The following is a 15664-nucleotide window of genomic DNA, read 5'->3' as shown; positions in this document are numbered from 1 at the left end:
ATCGGCTGACTACCGTCTGTCAGTGTGCATTTGCAGGTAGGCACCAACACCAATCCCTCGATTACAGCGCCCCCGGAAAGGTTTTTTCGCAGGGCGTGAAACTTCCTGAACCGGTATTGCGTGGCTTCGTTACTCTGATGGGCTTTCTGTTCATCAAACAACATGGAGACACCAATGAAAAATTTCGTATCAGCACTCGCTTTGAGCGTACTTGCAACAGCCTCTTTTGCAGATGGTCATGCACCGGTTCCCGCTGTCGACGCCAGTAACCAGTCGGTAGCAAACGGTGTCGTCAGCGCTGACAAGGTTGTCGCCGCAGAAAACGGCTGGATGGTCGTGCACCGGACAGATAGCACGATGAAGCCTGGTCCCGTTGTCGGATATGCACCCTTGCGCATGGGCGAAAACATGGATGTCGCCGCGATCCTGACAGAAGAAGTCAAAGCCGGAGACATGCTGATGCTGATGGTTCACGCTGAAACAGGTGGCATGAAAACCGGCGGGTTCGAATATACCCTCGGTGCCAAAGAAGACGGTCCAATCAAGATCGACGGCGCATTGGTCATGTCCGTGATCACCGCTGAATAAACGACGGGCTTCGGGCGTTTCCTCATCCACATCGGGATGTGCACATCACGTCCACAACAAATTTCCTCTGCCGATCAAACAAGACCGGCAGAGGAAGATCGATGTCGCAAGTCTGGCTAAATCAATTTTTCGGTGTTTTTGACACTCTGAAGCCGCATGGGTCAGGCAATCCAGATCTCAACGTGCCTGTTCCATCACCCCAGAACAGGCGGGGCGTTCACACCGGTTGACTGGGGCAGGCCATAACTCAACCCGCGTCCTATCCGTTGCGCGAGCAGTGACCAGGACTGTGCAAGCGCGGGCGGCAGTTCCTCGTGGAGCACTTTTTCGAACAGGGACAGCCAAACCACGAAATGGTCCGGCTTGACGTTTCCGGCGGCAGCATGCACCTGCATCGGATTCCCATCATAGCACCGCTCCAACAAGAGCGCATTTCGCCAGAACCGCACAATCTTTGCCTCATGCGATGGCCAGTCCGCCACATGCCTGGCAAAGACCGGTCCCAATATCGGGTCCATGCGGACAGCTGCATAGAATTGTGCCACAACTGCCTCGATCTGGGCCGGCGTGACGGGTATACGTGGCGGCATGTTCACACTACGAATATCCAGACAAAAACAAGGCAAAGCACCAGATAGACAAGCGTGTTGACCAACCAGCGGATCAATCCTGCTTCCCCCTCCGGGTCAACGCCCAGTCTTTCGCAAACTTTGGTACCCGGCCATAGAAAGGCTTCGGAAAGCGTCATGAGAATCTTCCTTATCTGGTATTCCACATGCGCATTATCTAACGCTTTTAATTCCGTATTTCAAATGCTAAATATAAAAACATGCAACTGGACAAATTCACTGATTACGCTCTGAGGGTCTTGATGACCTTGGCTGTGCATGCGCCCGCTCGGGTGCCGACATCCAAAATTGCATCCCTTTACGGATTGTCCGAACACCATCTGTCCAAGGTCGCCACACAGCTTGTCGCGGAAGGCTTTGCAGAATCCGAACGCGGACGAAATGGCGGTCTGACCCTGGGACGGTCGGCGGAACGGATCAGCATCGGCGCAGTCGTGCGCGCCATGAAGCGCAATGATCCGGTTGTCGAATGTTTCGGAACTGACAAATCATGCCTGATCCTGCCTGCATGTGGATTGCGTGACCCTCTGTCGCGCGCACAGGAGGCGTTTTTTGCAACGCTTGATGGCTATACCCTCGCGGATGTGGTGCAACCATCCGGCGCACTCGCCGCCTTGCTCAAGAAATAACCGCGTCTAGAACTCAACAACCGACACGCCGATGACGTAGCTGTGAAATGCCAAAAGCAGGGCAAAAACACCAACAGCCAAGACACTGCGGACCATTACCCAGGACAGGTTGCCCCGCATTTTCCTTGGCGGGCTGTTCTTGATTTCGGCCTGAATCGCGTGCCATCGCTCCCTTGTCATCTCGCGCTGCTTGCGTCGGTCAATGATCTTGCGACCTACCCACGCAAAGCCTGCGAAAATGCCGAACAGAATAACATGGGCCAGATCACCGTTGGGCAGCATATGCAGCAAAGCCCAAAGCCCGAGACCGACAAGAACAGGGTGACGGATCCAGCGGACGATGCCGGGGTGTTGCGGATCAAACCGGTCATTATGCGCACTGCCAAAGGAAAAGGGATTGGGCTGCCCAAGGCCAAAGGCAAGAATCAAGCAGACGACGAACATCCCAGTCAGAACTACATGATGCTGCCAGGGTGCTTGCGGCCATAACAGCACAAAAGGTGCCCGGCCCGCCGCCACAATAACCGCGGCAAGCATACCTAGCGACAACAGAGAATAGACGATTGTAAACCCCCGTTCGCCCAGCGCCCGGACAAGCAAATGGCGTATGCGCGGCCGAACGGGTATCGAATGACTCAGGAAAAAGGCCGCCAGAACAGCCGCAAAGTCAATCCAGCCTGTCATGATCTTTCCCGCCTCGCACGCAGGAGCATGGGCCCATAGGCGATCAGGAAAAGAGCAAAGGAAACACACCACAACAGGGCCGAACCATGCAGCATATGATCCCGCACACCGGCAAAGCTGTCCGCACAGACCCGCAACAGGACCGATCCGATCAAGGCCAAATAAATCACGACCGTTGACCGATCCGCTTGCAGCTCCTCGCCCGCATGACCCCGTGTCGCTCGTGTCATTACCGCGACGGTCATCAACCCAACGGTTCCCGCCGTCCAGACATGCAATGCCGCTGCCTGCGACAGCATCTCTGGCATCAGTATCGACACTGCCATGGCAAGCGCCCCAAAGGGCAGGAAGCCATAGGCAACATGCAACACCCATAGCATCGGATCAACCAAGGTCTGCAAACCCCGCCAGCGCGCCAGCCGCGCTATGTGCAGTCCGCTCAGGATCAGCATCAACGCCCCGGTCACCACATGCAAAGGCGCAAATCCCCAAAGCAACAGAATGGCAAACGTAACAACCAGACAGGCTTTGTCGAACCACTGCATCGGTGGGGCGGGCATGGTCGTTGCGCCACGTTTAACCAGCCAGTTTCGTGTAAAAGACGGGATGATCCTCCCACCAATCACTGAAATCAGCATCAGAACCACAGCCAGACCAAGACGCTGGGCAAATCCCTGCGCTGCAAATCCGTCCTCTGCCGCCTGAAGATGAAACAACAGGTTGGCAATCAGGAACACCCCGATCAAGGCCAGCACCGGCAGGTTGCGCCAGTTCTTGCCAACAACGATTTCCCGAAGGATCACCAACGACAAGGCCAGAAGAAACGCCATATCACCGAGGGCGACAGATACTGGTGACAAATATAACGACAGGGCAACGCACAACCGTCCCACCACCCAAAGAAACGCCAATCCGCCAAGTGACCAGCCCACCACGGGCAAGCGTCCGGTCCAGTTCGGCACCGCCGTCAGCAAGAAACCCCCGATCACTGCGCCAAGATAGCCAAACAGGAATTCATGAGCATGCCAGGTGACAGGATCGAACCGCGTCGGCAGCGCGAACCGCCCGCTAAGCATCAGGACCCAAGCCACCATTGCACCGGCCGCCCAAAGCGCAGCGAGAAAGAACAGCGGCCGGAACCCGAAACTCAGGACCGCGGGACCGCGCCATTGGCGCATTTGTTCAGATGTCGATTGTGCCATTGCTATTTTCCAACAGGGGCTCGGCTGGTCGACAAGACGCTACCATCCTGGGCGCAGGTCAATCGCAGGCGCGTGCCGTTGTGGTAAAATGTCAGCCGGAACCGACCGGCATCCTCCTGCGCGCCGGTTTCAAAGCGGCTGGTGATCTCGCCACTGCGCATCTTTACTGGAACTTGCGCCGGCTCAAGGCCCAGAAGCGGCCCCAAATCATGGGCGTCAATTACCGGTTGCCCTTCGGTCATGGAAATCATCATTTTGTGGCCTTTCCTTCGGCAATATCCATCAATCGCTTGATATGATGTGAAAATGCAATCGTTGCCGGCACCCCGATCAGGCACCCCAATGCAAATGACCATGTGGTCGACAAGACCGGGCCGCCCATCCAACTGCCGATCAGCGCCGCGAAAAACACATTCACCCCCGCAGCACCAGCCGCAAAGGGGTAAAGTACCAGCGCGATGCGCCGCGATGACCAGCCCGCGGTTTTCATTTGCGCATCACCAGATGATGCACCAGCCACAACGCGCCAATCAAAGCCAGAGAAGCAATGGCAAACCACATCTCCGCGGTGGCCGACTGGACCTGCGGAATCGGCCGCTCATAGCTGGCACCCCAGGCAGGGACGGCCAGCAACAGAAGCAAAGTTGTGAGATAACGCATTTCAAGTCTCCTGGGTGAGTGTACGGTAAATATCAGGCAAGGTCCGGGGCAGCTTTTCGGGAGTGGACAACAGACTGAACCCGCCCCGCCCGAAAATGCGTGCGAACCAGTCCTGCCCGTCTTCGTCAATGATGACACCGTGCAGCGATTGCCCGCTCCGGCGCGCTTCGCGCACCGCCATGCGACTGTCTTCGACCCCGTGCTGGCCCTCGTAATGGTCCAGGTCATTCGGTTTGCCGTCCGTCAGTACGATCAACAGCTTGCGCGAAGCCATCTGCTGCGCAAGCATCGCCGAAGTATGTCGGATTGCAGCACCCAGGCGGGTATAATGGCCGGGGCGCAATGCACAAATATTATCGGTTATGGAGGGACCGAACTTGTCCTCAAAACCTTTGCACCGGGTCAGAAACACGCGATCACGGCGCAACGATGAAAACCCCCAGATGCCCAAAGTGTCACCCGCCGCATCAATACCGGCGGCAAGGGCGGCCAGCGCCTCGCGGGCCACATCAATCACGCTGGTTTCACCCACGGCGGCCTCCGTGGACCGGGAGGTATCGATCAGGAAAGCCACGGCAAGATCCCGGTCGATCTGGCGGGCCGACTGCCATATACGGTCACTTCCCTGGCCTGTCGCCTTCAGATCCACCTGTGTGGTAATCAGGGCATCCAGATCAAGGTCGGAACCATCGATCTGGCGCGGCTTCAAGATACGGCGCGGTCGCAGTGTTTCGAACTGTCTGCGCACCTCTCGGATCCGGGACGCATTTGGCACAAAGCCGTTTTCGGCATCCGGCAAGGCAGGTGCATCCAATACGCGGGTATGAGCCTCCATATAGATCTGACTACGGTGGTTCCATTCAGGATAGGTGAATTCCCCTGCCAAGTTTTCATGATCAGCATCTGCCGGAGATAAATCCAGATGCAGTCGCAGACGCGTGGCCGCACGCTTGTTCACTTTGGACAATGTGATGTCGTCCTGATCATCAGCAGCCTTTTGCGCGTTCTGGTCGTCGTCATCATCGACACTGCGATTCAAATTCATCGATTCAACCCAGGACAGGATTGATTCAAAACGGTGCAGAATAAAGCTGTCCTTGCGGTTGGCTTCGTCGCGATCTTTCCGATTCCCCAATTTGCGAGGTGTCGTCGCGGCGACTGGTGGCGGCGCGGCATCTTCTTGAGCATGTACGGCCGCTTCGCCCGCCTGGGACGTGCCAAAGCGCAACCAGAAGGGCACGGGTAAATAGGAAAGATAGCGCCGGTCATTCTCGGCCTGTGGCAGCTGTGGCACAACGCCATTCAACTGGTCGCGCACCACCTGTTCCATCGCCGCCTCTGTTTCTGGCAGGCGCAACGTCGAACGCGCAACAAGAACGTTCTCACACATCTGGACATAGGCATCGCGCAGGCCCGGGCAGATCTCGAAAACCTGCTCTCCCGCCATGCCATTCGCCCGGATTTGTGCAAAGTCATCCATCACCCTATTGGATGCGACCGGTGGAACCTTGGCCTTGGCCGCAAGGGCAACCAGCCAGAAATAAGCGGCACGGTTCAGTGTCGCATGCGCAAATGTGGCGATGAAGGGCGGCAGGCGCAACCGTTCGCCATCGAAACGCGCGACATATTCCTTTTCCCGTTCAGTACCCAATTTGCGCTGCATGCTGCGGCGATGGCGGACAATCGTCGCTGCAGCCTCGCCAATCTCGACACCTGCTTCGCCCCCCAGGGCGCGAAACAACATGGCGAGACTCGGACGGATCTGATCAAATGTCACGACCGCCTCAGGGTAAAGCCGATCAGCCCCCATGCCGTTGGCCAAATCGTGCCAGAGGTTGCCAATGGTTTCCTCGGGTTCCATCAGATCCATCAAATGCATGATGCACCCCCTATCCGTAGACCGTCGAAACAAGGTCCCGCAGTGCGGTCTGCACATCTTCATCGTCACTCAGCGGTTCGATGATCGCAGCCTCGATCGCCTGTATCACCCCCATGCCACCAGCCATCAACGTCGCCGCATAGATCAGCAAACGGGTCGATACCCCCTCTTCCAGATCCATGCCGGAAAGCGCACGGATATGTCCCGCCAGTCGCACCAGCGGTGCAACGCGCCCTTCTTCCAGACCGCTTTCGCCCACAACCACCGCCAGTTCCAGTTCGGGTTTCGGGAATTCGAAAGTCACCGAAAGAAAACGCTGCCGGGTCGATGGTTTCATCCGCTTCAACACATTCTGGTAGCCAGGGTTATAGCTCGCCACCAGCATAAAATCCTTGGGAGCCAACAGTTCTTCACCAGTACGGTCGATCATCAAGGTGCGACGGTTATCGGTCAACGGGTGCAGCACAACAGTCACATCCTTGCGCGCTTCGATGACCTCATCGAGATAACAAATACCACCTTCGCGCACGGCGCGGGTCAGCGGGCCATCAACCCATACGGTCTCCCCCCCTTTGAGCAGATAGCGTCCGACCAAATCCGCCGCGGACAAATCGTCATGGCAAGCCACGGTAAACAGGGGCTTGCCCAGTTTTGCCGCCATATGTTCAACGAACCGTGTTTTGCCGCAGCCGGTCGGCCCCTTCAAAAGAAGGGGCAAACCATTGTCATATGCCGTTTCAAACAACTCGCATTCGCGCCCGGACGGGGCATAATGCGGCACTTCGGATGTTGTGATATAATCCTTCATGATCACTCTCCCGGAACGGTCACATTCGGACCGGGTTCGATAATTTCGCGGTTACGGATTACCAGTTGCGAATAGATGAACAGCAGTGCACCGATCACAACGGCCAGACCGGCACCAAAACGCATCAGATAGAATATCGACAGGCTATCCTGTACCTCCATATAGTAGTCACCCACAACGCGTTGCATATGGGTCTGGATGGTCCCGGCAAAGGTCAGCACAAAAGTCATAAAGGCCATACCGCCTGTCATCAGCCAGAAACTGGCCATATTCAGAACCTGATTATACGGCTGGCGTTGACGCAACAACGGCATCGCATAGCTAAAGATCGCGAGGTTCAATGCCACATAGGCACCATAAAACGACAGGTGGCCATGCGCCGCGGTGATCTGTGTGCCGTGGCTGTAAAAGTTGACGCCGTGCAGCGTATGCAGAAAACCCCAGACGCCTGCGCCAAAGAATGCAACCGTACTGGACCCCAGCGACCACAGCAGCGCTGCCTTGTTGGGGTGGTTCCGCTTGCCCTTCCAGACCATGACAAAGGCAAAGGACATCATCAGGAAAAAGGGCACAACTTCGAAGGTCGAGAAGATGGAGCCAATCCACTGCCAGTATCCCGGCAGACCGATCCAGTAGAAATGGTGCCCCGTGCCAAGAATGCCCGAGAAGAGCGCGGTGGCCACAATGACGTACAGCCATTTTTCCACCACCTCGCGGTCAACACCGGTCAGCTTGAGCAACAGGAAGGCAAGGATCGCCGCCATGACAAGTTCCCAGGTCGCTTCGACCCAGAGATGCACAACAAACCACCAATACATCTTGTCCAGTGACAAGTTATTGGGGTTGATAAAGGCAAAAATCCACAACAGCGACAGCAGCCAAAGCCCCATCAACAGGACGTTGGTAATCGCAGTCTTCTTGCCTGCCAGAACCGTCATCGAAATGTTGAACAAGAAGATCAATGCAGCAACCAGAATACCGAATTTGACCCAAAGCGGTTGCTCAAGAAACTCGCGTCCGCCGTGAATTCCAACAAGGTAGGACCCGACGGCACCCAGGGTTCCCACCATCAGGAGAGCCAGTTGCAGATAGGCCAGTTTGACCGAATAGAGTTCGCGCTCGGATTCTTCGGGTACCAGAAAATATGCCGCACCGAAAAAGCCCAGCAACAGCCAGACGATAAGTGCATTGGTATGAATCATTCGGACGATGTTGAACGGCAAAAGCTCCGACAGGAAGTTGGGAGACACATATATCCAGCCGACCAGAAGCCCGCCCAACACCTGAATCCCGAACAGGGCCATCGCGCAGACAAAATAGGCATAAGCCACTCTTTGTGATTGATATTTCATGAAACTTTCCCCTTAGCCCGCATCATTTGGCGGCCAGCCTTGTGTGTCTGTCTGATCAGCCCAGCGCAAAAATTCGGCCAATGCACGAAGCTCTTCATCGGTGAGGTTGAATTGAGGCATCTGGCGCCGCCCTTCGATGCCGCTGGGCTGGGCTTCCATCCAGCCTTTCAGCACTTCGAATGCTTCTTCCGGTTCATCCTGAACACCCCAACGTGTCATCACATTGCCGACCTCGGGCGCGAAATAGGCCCCCTCGCCATGCAGCGTATGACAGTTGATGCAGGAATGCCGTTCCCAGACGTGTTTGCCCAGGATCACCTCGTCAGTCAGCGGCATGCCAGCCGTAGATACATCCACCACATATTTGTGGCTCTGCGCGCTGAGCGCGATAAAGACGACGACGAAAAAAATCGACCCGCCGTAGAACACATTGCGTGCCCTCGTTTTAGTTAGAAACTCAGCCATCTTGCGCGGCCCCCGATCATTATTGGATTTCCCTCAGATACCGCGGGACGTCGGGATGAAGTTTGCGCCAGCGCAATGTTTCTCAACTTTGCGATGGTAGGCTGCGGGGCTGAAAGAGAGGCCGTCATGCACGCAAAACGTCTGGATGATCCCGACTTATCGCTGAATATGCTGATGTCAAACTGGCCGGAAACCGTGGCAGTCTTCATCCGTCACAGGATGCTCTGCGTGGGATGTATGGTAAACCCATTCCACACGGTCATGGATGCCTGCGCCGAATACGGATTGGATATAGATGAATTTTATTTAGAGCTGCACCAGGCCGTTAACCCGTTGCCTCTGCCAGCAAGACCAGCTCGTGAGGTTCACAAACGGTGATCCGTTTGCGGCCACTCGACACCATCCCCTGCTTTTCCCAGGCACTCAAGGTACGGCTGACCGTATGCAATGTGCTCCCCGTCATTTCTGACAGATCCTGACGGGTGATCGGGAAATCGATCTCGATCCCGGTCGCAACCTTGCGCCCGGTCTGGTTGATAAGCCTGAGCAGTGATTTGGCAATGCGCTGTTCAACTTGCTGCGTCGCCATTTCCATAATGCGGTTATTCATTTCGGCCACCCGGATGCCTACCGTCTTGTAAGTCTCACTGGCAAATCCGTCATATTCCGTCACAAATTGTTCCCACAACCGCGTCGGCCACGACAAGGCAATGGATTCGGCCGCCGTAACAGCCGTGGCGGGATAGGTTGTGTGACCCAGCGCCTTGGCAATGCCAAAAAGCTGTCCGCTCGGAATGTGCAACGCGATCACCTGCTCCCCTCCCGGCGTGATGCGCACCACGCGGATATATCCGTCCAACAACATAAAAAAGCGGTCGGCATCCTCGCCTTCCTGGAACACGGTCGTACCTTCGCTGTAACGACGCGAACTGGCGAGATCCAGGATCTCGCGGATCTGGCGCGTTTCCAGTTTTGAAAACGGCGGTACGTTGGTCAGCAGGCTCTCGTCGAGCCGCGATTGGGGTCTAGCGTTTCTCATATCGGTTCTTTGCACAGGCTACCTTCGCTGGCCATTGAATTGATCACATTCGACAACACACTGCCATTTGTTTGTCCCAGCGCAAAGAGTGTCGCAAGCGGAGTGTTAATCACTGCCCAACAGCACTTGAAAGGATAAAACAATGCTTCGCACAACATTAACTACTCTCGCCTTGGGACTTGCCCTTTCCACAACCGCCCTGGCGGAAACCCATGAGGTAAAAATGCTCAATAAAGGGGCAGAAGGGAAAATGATTTTCGAACCTTCTTTCCTGCAAATTGCCGTAGGTGATTCCGTCCTGTTCCTGCCCACAGACAAGGGGCACAACGCAGAAAGCATTGAAGGCATGATGCCTGAAGGTGCCGAAAGCTTCAAAGGCAAGATGAACAAGGAAGTCGAGGCCACATTCGATGTCGAAGGCGTCTACGGCATCATGTGCAAACCCCATTATGCCATGGGCATGGTGATGACCATCGAAGTCGGTGACGCCGATGCGACACCCGATGATTTCTTTGAAGGCCGCGTTCCGAAAAAAGCCAAAGAGCGTTTCGAAGAACAGCTTGGCAAGCTGTAGCGCGAATTTCGCGGTGCCATCCGTTTTCGGCGCCGCACCACTTTTCCGATGGAGGAAAAAATGACCAAATTTATCAATCCTGGCCTTATGAAAACCAGCCGCCGCAATGTCTTGCGTGGATCTGTCCTTGCCGGTGCGGCAGCCATGACCGGTGCCAGCACCCTGGCCTCTACACGTGCCCCCAGGATGCAAATTGCAAATGCAGCTTCCGCCAACTTGTACAGGACTGCGGACAAGGTAACCAAGGACAGCACAGCAAAGCCTGCCGATCTGTCCGGCTATACCCGCGTCAAGATGGATTTGGTTCCGCCGCCCTTCGCGCCGGTGCATGAACAGGTTGCAACCGGTGGCCCCAAAATCATCGAGATCACCATGGACACCACTGAGCGCTTGATGGTGGTGGACGAAGACACAGGTGCCAGTATCTGGGCGCTGACCTACAACGGCTCGGTTCCCGGTCCGTTGATCATCTGCCACGAGGGCGACATGGTCGAACTGACCCTGCGCAATCCCATAGACAGCCAGATGGAGCATAATATCGACTTTCACGCGTCAACCGGTGCCCTGGGCGGCGGCGGCTTGACCCACGTTTATCCCGGCGAGGAAACCGTGCTGCGCTGGAAGGCGACCAAACCTGGCTGCTTTACCTATCACTGCGCCCCAGGCGGCGCGATGATCCCCTATCACGTCTGCCACGGGATGAACGGTGCCGTCATGGTCTTGCCGCGCGACGGCCTCAAGGACAAGGACGGGAACCGGCTTATCTATGATTCCATCGCCTATATCGGCGAACAGGACTACTACCTGCCGATGGACGAAAACGGCGATTACCGCACTTACGAATCCGCGGGCGATGACTATTCAGACAGCATCGAAGCCATGCGCACATTGACCCCGACCCATTCGGTGTTCAACGGAGCCGTCGGTGCCCTGACTGGCGAAAACGCCTTGAAAAGCAAGGTTGGTGAAACCGTCCTGATGATCCACAACCAGGCCAACCGCGACAGCCGTCCACACCTGATCGGCGGGCACGGCAGCTATGTCTGGGAAACTTCGTTCAGTGACGCGCCCCATACCGACATGGAGACATGGTTCGTGCGCGGCGGCAGCGCTGCAGCAGCGCTCTATACCTTCGAGCAACCAGGGGTCTACGCCTATGTGAACCACAACCTGATCGAGGCCGCGCTGCTGGGTGCCACTGCACATTTCGTGGTCGAAGGTGAATGGGACAATACCTTGATGGAACAGGTCGTCGCGCCTCGGGAATTTGCAACCTGAACACGGTAAAGGAGCACGACAATGAAGACCGCCTCCCCGACAACCAAACGACGCCTTGCCGCGATGTTTGCGGGGCTGGCGGCCATTATTGGGCTGGGTCTTGTAGGTGTCCAGCAGCTTGACCAGCGCGACATCGATTTGTCGCTATTGCCAACACTGGCACCACGCCCGGTCACGATGCCTGACAACAGGAGGGTCTTTGTCCAGAAATACGAAGTGACCATCGCCGAATGGAATCTCTGTCACGATGCCGGTGCCTGCAGTCTTGTGTTGCGTGCCCCTGCCGGCAAGGATGGGCAGTCAACACCGGCCACTGGGTTGTCCCATGCGGATGCTGGCCAGTATCTTGCCTGGATCAATCGCGTGACCGGCCATGATTTTCGCCTGCCGACATTAGCGGAATGGGAACATATGGCCGCAGAGGTCCTCCCCCAGGAGCCGGACCCGATCTTTACCGCGCCGGAACTGACCTGGGCTTCTGCCTATCTCACCACCCCGAGGACCAAACGGACCCTGCGCGAACAAGGTGCCTTTGCGACCACCTCAACCGGAATCGTCGATCTGAACGGGAGCGTCTGGGAATGGACATCGGATTGTTACGCCGGGGTGTCTGACGGTATCCCGTCGCGCGATCGCTGCCCCGCCTTCTTTGTCGGCGGGGAACATATCGCCGCCATTTCCTTTCTGGAGCGCGATCCTGCCCGTGGCGGCTGTGCCGTTGGCGCGCCACCCGCACATCTGGGCATGCGGCTGGTATCGGATGTGGCACCCAAAGGGGTTTAGTGTCCCTTGTTCTTCGAAAAGTATTCTGACGTTTCCAACAGATTTCGCGTCCAGCGCCGATGCCCCTAACCCTGGCCGCGATCAAACCGGCATCCCCCTCCCGACAAACAGTCATGAATTGCCTGTGTCCGTTTCTTTCTGCCAACTGTTATCCTTGCCCGTCACGACATCAGTACGGTAAGCATGGAAGACGCTGCTGACGCCATGACTTCGGCCAGCGAACAAGAAGCACGCAAACATCATGCGATCCGGGACGAGGCGACAAATACCCCACACCATGCTGAAACAAAAACATCCACGCCTGCCGATTCATGTTGTGCCCGCGTCGCAGGAGCCATGAAATGCAAGTCAGCGGGTCACGGCGACGCGCCACCCTCGACCCCTGCAGCCTACAGAAAGGATTGCCATGAAAACCATGTTGATTGCATTTCTAACAATTGACTTGAACGCGGTCGGCATGAACATGATCCTCCGGGTTCTCGGAATTTTCAGTCAGGATCGCACCGCGGGCACGGCGCATTTCCCCGTTCGGTGACGCGGCCCGGCTGGTAGGACAGGTTCACATATGAACGACATCTGGGCCGGACTTCTGGCAGCTTTTCGGCTAATTGTTACGCTTGATCCCGATCTGGTCGAGATCACCTTGCGCTCGCTTCAGGTCAGCCTGTCCGCACTGGTGATCGCTTCGTGCCTTGCCTTGCCCTTCGGGACATGGCTTGCCATCCGCCGCTTCCGGTTTCGTCGCGCCACGATTGCAACATTAAATGCCCTGATGGGGCTGCCACCTGTCGTTGTCGGGCTGATCGTCTATTTGTTGCTGTCCCGTTCCGGCCCCTTTGGCGTGCTTGGGTTGCTCTTTACACCTGCGGCAATGATCATCGCGCAGGTCATCATCATAACGCCGCTGATCGCGTCAATTACCCATCAGGCAATGCGTGAACTCTGGTCGGAATATCACGACCTGCTGATCTCGCTGAACACCAGTAACCGTCAACGCATAGCCACGCTGATCTGGGACGGGCGCAGGGCGTTGCTCACAGGCGCGCTGGCCGGCTTCGGACGCGCCATAGGCGAAGTCGGCGCGATCATGATTGTTGGCGGCAACATCGACCATGCCACAAGGGTCCTAACTACTGCGATTGCTCTGGAAACCGGCAAGGGCGATTTCGCCCTCGCGCTGGGTTTGGGCTTTGTCTTGATCGCCCTCGCCTTGCTGGTGAACTTTACAATCCATTCCCTGTCCAGAACCGAAAGAGATCGCATATGGTAGAGCAGGATCTGTCCCTGCGCCTGAAAGAGGTCTCTGTCAAAAGGCGCGGCAAAACCATACTGGGGCCGATCAATCTCGAATTGTCGGGCAGCGGGTTCACCATCGTACTCGGCCCCAACGGTGCGGGCAAAACCACCCTTCTCAAGGTGCTGCACGGCATCGAACGTATCAGCACCGGGTCTGTGAAGTGGTCCATATCAGAGGGCAAGGCGCAACAAATGCAGGCCTATGTTTTTCAGCGCCCGGTGATGTTGCGCCGGTCGGTCCGGCAAAATCTGGGCTATCCACTCCAACTACTCGGGCTGCCCAAACCGGTGATCGCAAGCAAGGTTCTCGAATGGAGCGAACGGATTGGTCTGGCAACCATGCTGGACCACCCTGCCCCGCGTTTATCAGGCGGCGAGAAACAAAAACTCGCCCTTGGCCGCGCCTTGATCCGCAAGCCCAAGGTCCTCTTTCTCGACGAACCCTGTGCCAATCTTGACGGACGCTCCACTCGAGAGATTGAAACCGTCCTGCAGCATGCCAACCGGACAGGCACCCGCGTCATAATGACTACTCATGATCTCGGGCAGGCCCGTCGCCTTGCCAGTGATGCGGTTTTTTTGTTGAATGGCCGTATACACGATCATGGCCCAACACCCGATTTTCTTTCGGCTCCTGCCACAGCCGAAGCCAAAGCATTTTTTCAGGGAGATATTGTCGAATGATCCGTGTTCTAGCTCTTGTTGCTTGCCTCTTCGGTGCCACAGCAAACGCCGAAACCATGAAGCTTGCCGTCACAACCAGTTTCCACAATTCCGGCTTATCTGATGTTTTGTTGCCGATCCTGTTTCAGGAAACCGGGCTAGAGGTGCAACTGCTGGTGGTTGGCACCGGACAGGCACTGCGCCTGGGCGAAGCAGGGGATGTTGACGCGATCCTCGTGCATTCCCGCAGCGCAGAGGATGCCTTCATCGCCAGGGGATTTGCCCCCTATCGTCGCGAAATCATGTATAATGACTTTGTTTTTGTTGGTCCACAGAACGACCCCGCCGGGATCCGCCAGGCAGATGATGCAATCGATGCGCTGCAACACATCGCCTTGCATAAGCCAAATTTTGTCAGCCGTGGTGACGACAGTGGCACCCATAAAAAGGAACGCGCCCTCTGGCTGGCCGCCTCGCTTGATCCTGATCACTTCGGTACATGGTACAAAGCCGTAGGATCAGGTATGGGTGCCAGCCTGAACACGGCAACCGGGCTGAATGCCTATATTCTCTCAGACCGGGCCAGCTGGCTTAAGTTTGGTAACAAGGGATCGCTTGCCCTGTTGTTTTCCGGCGACCCGGTCCTGTTCAATCAATATGCCTATCTCCCGATAGACCCACAACGGCATCCGCATGTTAAGGCCGAGGCGAGCCAACGTCTGGAGAACTGGCTCACAGGGCCGACTGCAGAACGCCTGATCAACGACTACAGGATCAACGGTGAAGCATTATTTATTTTCAATGCACAGAAATAGGCCATCAACCAGACCCACCTTTGGGTAAGACCGCTAACCAGATCCTTGTGTCCGAAGACCAACTTTGACGGTTCTGTTGTTTCCGCATTGACCAGCCCTGTCATAATTGACGCTGACCGTACTGGCACTGCGGCGAAACCCTTGCGGACCACGGTATCATCCCGGTAATTCTGTTTCGCCTCTTACGCTTACGCGAAAAAGAGCGACGACAACAGTTCACCGCGCTCACACCGTTTGATTTTTTTGTATTTTTATCGTTAGAGAGATATTTATGTTTCTGAGTTCTTGTTAGGTTTGGCGATGACCTACTCTCCCACGCC

At 56.1% G+C, this 15664-nt stretch carries 21 protein-coding genes; 9 read left to right on the top strand and 12 right to left on the bottom strand.

The window, feature by feature from the left end; all coding sequences use genetic code 11:
- Window positions 1-174: 174 nt before the first annotated feature.
- Complete coding sequence (locus OS190_RS11475; RefSeq protein ID WP_267158851.1) at window positions 175-588, top strand: DUF7282 domain-containing protein; 414 nt, start codon at window positions 175-177, stop codon at window positions 586-588.
- Window positions 589-782: 194 nt separating this feature from the next.
- Here OS190_RS11475 and OS190_RS11470 read toward each other — a convergent pair whose 3' ends face one another.
- Both OS190_RS11470 and OS190_RS11465 read right to left on the bottom strand, forming a co-directional pair.
- Window positions 783-1178, bottom strand: a complete 396-nt coding sequence (locus tag OS190_RS11470; RefSeq protein ID WP_267158850.1) for a group III truncated hemoglobin — start codon at window positions 1176-1178, stop codon at window positions 783-785.
- Between the two features lie 2 nt (window positions 1179-1180).
- Window positions 1181-1336 carry a hypothetical protein gene (locus OS190_RS11465; protein WP_267158849.1) on the bottom strand — a complete coding sequence of 52 codons (156 nt, stop codon included), beginning with the start codon at window positions 1334-1336 and terminating at the stop codon, window positions 1181-1183.
- Between the two features lie 81 nt (window positions 1337-1417).
- On the opposite strand from OS190_RS11465, the gene OS190_RS11460 reads away from it, so the two are divergent.
- Entirely contained in the window at window positions 1418-1846 is a 429-nt protein-coding gene (locus OS190_RS11460) for an RrF2 family transcriptional regulator (RefSeq protein WP_267158848.1), read from the top strand.
- Window positions 1847-1852: 6 nt separating this feature from the next.
- On the opposite strand, the gene OS190_RS11455 is transcribed toward OS190_RS11460, so the two are convergent.
- Genes OS190_RS11455 through OS190_RS11415 form a run of 9 tightly spaced genes read right to left on the bottom strand, consistent with a single transcriptional unit; the run spans window position 1853 to window position 8896 of the window.
- Window positions 1853-2530 carry an NnrU family protein gene (locus tag OS190_RS11455; protein ID WP_267158847.1) on the bottom strand — a complete coding sequence of 226 codons (678 nt, stop codon included), beginning with the start codon at window positions 2528-2530 and terminating at the stop codon, window positions 1853-1855.
- Window positions 2527-3732: an NnrS family protein gene (locus OS190_RS11450; RefSeq protein ID WP_267158846.1), complete on the bottom strand. Its 1206-nt coding sequence runs from the start codon at window positions 3730-3732 to the stop codon at window positions 2527-2529. The genes OS190_RS11455 and OS190_RS11450 overlap by 4 nt, the downstream gene beginning before the upstream one ends.
- A gap of 2 nt (window positions 3733-3734) precedes the next feature.
- Window positions 3735-3986, bottom strand: coding sequence for a DUF6522 family protein (locus OS190_RS11445; protein WP_267158845.1), 252 nt, complete (start codon window positions 3984-3986; stop codon window positions 3735-3737).
- Window positions 3983-4222 carry an NnrT protein gene (locus tag OS190_RS11440; protein WP_267158844.1) on the bottom strand — a complete coding sequence of 80 codons (240 nt, stop codon included), beginning with the start codon at window positions 4220-4222 and terminating at the stop codon, window positions 3983-3985. The genes OS190_RS11445 and OS190_RS11440 overlap by 4 nt, the downstream gene beginning before the upstream one ends.
- Entirely contained in the window at window positions 4219-4392 is a 174-nt protein-coding gene (locus OS190_RS11435; RefSeq protein ID WP_267158843.1) for a protein NnrT, read from the bottom strand. Before OS190_RS11435 ends, OS190_RS11440 begins: the two co-directional genes overlap by 4 nt.
- A 1-nt stretch (window position 4393) precedes the next feature.
- Window positions 4394-6271: a nitric oxide reductase activation protein NorD gene (locus OS190_RS11430; RefSeq protein ID WP_267158842.1), complete on the bottom strand. Its 1878-nt coding sequence runs from the start codon at window positions 6269-6271 to the stop codon at window positions 4394-4396.
- Between the two features lie 10 nt (window positions 6272-6281).
- Window positions 6282-7079 (bottom strand): CbbQ/NirQ/NorQ/GpvN family protein, encoded by a 798-nt coding sequence (locus OS190_RS11425; protein WP_267158841.1) that lies wholly within the window; start codon window positions 7077-7079, stop codon window positions 6282-6284.
- A gap of 2 nt (window positions 7080-7081) precedes the next feature.
- Window positions 7082-8431, bottom strand: coding sequence for a cbb3-type cytochrome c oxidase subunit I (locus OS190_RS11420; protein WP_267158840.1), 1350 nt, complete (start codon window positions 8429-8431; stop codon window positions 7082-7084).
- Window positions 8432-8443: 12 nt separating this feature from the next.
- On the bottom strand, window positions 8444-8896 hold the full coding sequence (locus tag OS190_RS11415; RefSeq protein WP_267158839.1) for a c-type cytochrome: 453 nt from the start codon (window positions 8894-8896) through the stop codon (window positions 8444-8446).
- 75 nt (window positions 8897-8971) lie between these two features.
- Here OS190_RS11415 and OS190_RS11410 point away from each other — a divergent pair, with 75 nt between their 5' ends.
- Window positions 8972-9274: a DUF1858 domain-containing protein gene (locus OS190_RS11410; protein WP_416237398.1), complete on the top strand. Its 303-nt coding sequence runs from the start codon at window positions 8972-8974 to the stop codon at window positions 9272-9274.
- Here the strand turns inward: OS190_RS11410 and OS190_RS11405 are convergent.
- Entirely contained in the window at window positions 9222-9935 is a 714-nt protein-coding gene (locus tag OS190_RS11405) for a Crp/Fnr family transcriptional regulator (RefSeq protein WP_267158837.1), read from the bottom strand. The genes OS190_RS11410 and OS190_RS11405 overlap by 53 nt on opposite strands.
- A 142-nt stretch (window positions 9936-10077) precedes the next feature.
- On the opposite strand from OS190_RS11405, the gene OS190_RS11400 reads away from it, so the two are divergent.
- From OS190_RS11400 to OS190_RS11375, 6 genes are all read left to right on the top strand, one after another.
- Complete coding sequence (locus OS190_RS11400; RefSeq protein WP_267158836.1) at window positions 10078-10509, top strand: pseudoazurin; 432 nt, start codon at window positions 10078-10080, stop codon at window positions 10507-10509.
- Between the two features lie 60 nt (window positions 10510-10569).
- A complete protein-coding gene (gene nirK / locus OS190_RS11395; protein WP_267158835.1) occupies window positions 10570-11787 on the top strand; it encodes a copper-containing nitrite reductase in 1218 nt (405 codons plus the stop codon).
- A 21-nt stretch (window positions 11788-11808) separates the two neighbouring features.
- The gene (locus tag OS190_RS11390) at window positions 11809-12570 is read left to right on the top strand and encodes a formylglycine-generating enzyme family protein (protein WP_267158834.1); all 762 of its coding nucleotides are present in this window, start codon (window positions 11809-11811) and stop codon (window positions 12568-12570) included.
- A 565-nt stretch (window positions 12571-13135) separates the two neighbouring features.
- A complete protein-coding gene (locus OS190_RS11385) occupies window positions 13136-13840 on the top strand; it encodes an ABC transporter permease (RefSeq protein ID WP_267158833.1) in 705 nt (234 codons plus the stop codon).
- A complete protein-coding gene (locus tag OS190_RS11380; protein ID WP_267158832.1) occupies window positions 13834-14550 on the top strand; it encodes an ABC transporter ATP-binding protein in 717 nt (238 codons plus the stop codon). Before OS190_RS11385 ends, OS190_RS11380 begins: the two co-directional genes overlap by 7 nt.
- Window positions 14547-15344 carry an ABC transporter substrate-binding protein gene (locus OS190_RS11375; protein WP_267158831.1) on the top strand — a complete coding sequence of 266 codons (798 nt, stop codon included), beginning with the start codon at window positions 14547-14549 and terminating at the stop codon, window positions 15342-15344. The genes OS190_RS11380 and OS190_RS11375 overlap by 4 nt, the downstream gene beginning before the upstream one ends.
- The last annotated feature ends 320 nt before the right edge of the window (window positions 15345-15664 follow it).

Origin of the sequence: Sulfitobacter sp. F26204, from assembly GCF_026410305.1 — a bacterium.
Taxonomy (GTDB): domain Bacteria; phylum Pseudomonadota; class Alphaproteobacteria; order Rhodobacterales; family Rhodobacteraceae; genus Sulfitobacter.
The sequence above is the reverse complement of the archived record's forward strand: the minus strand, read 5'-3'. Positions and strand labels throughout refer to the sequence as shown.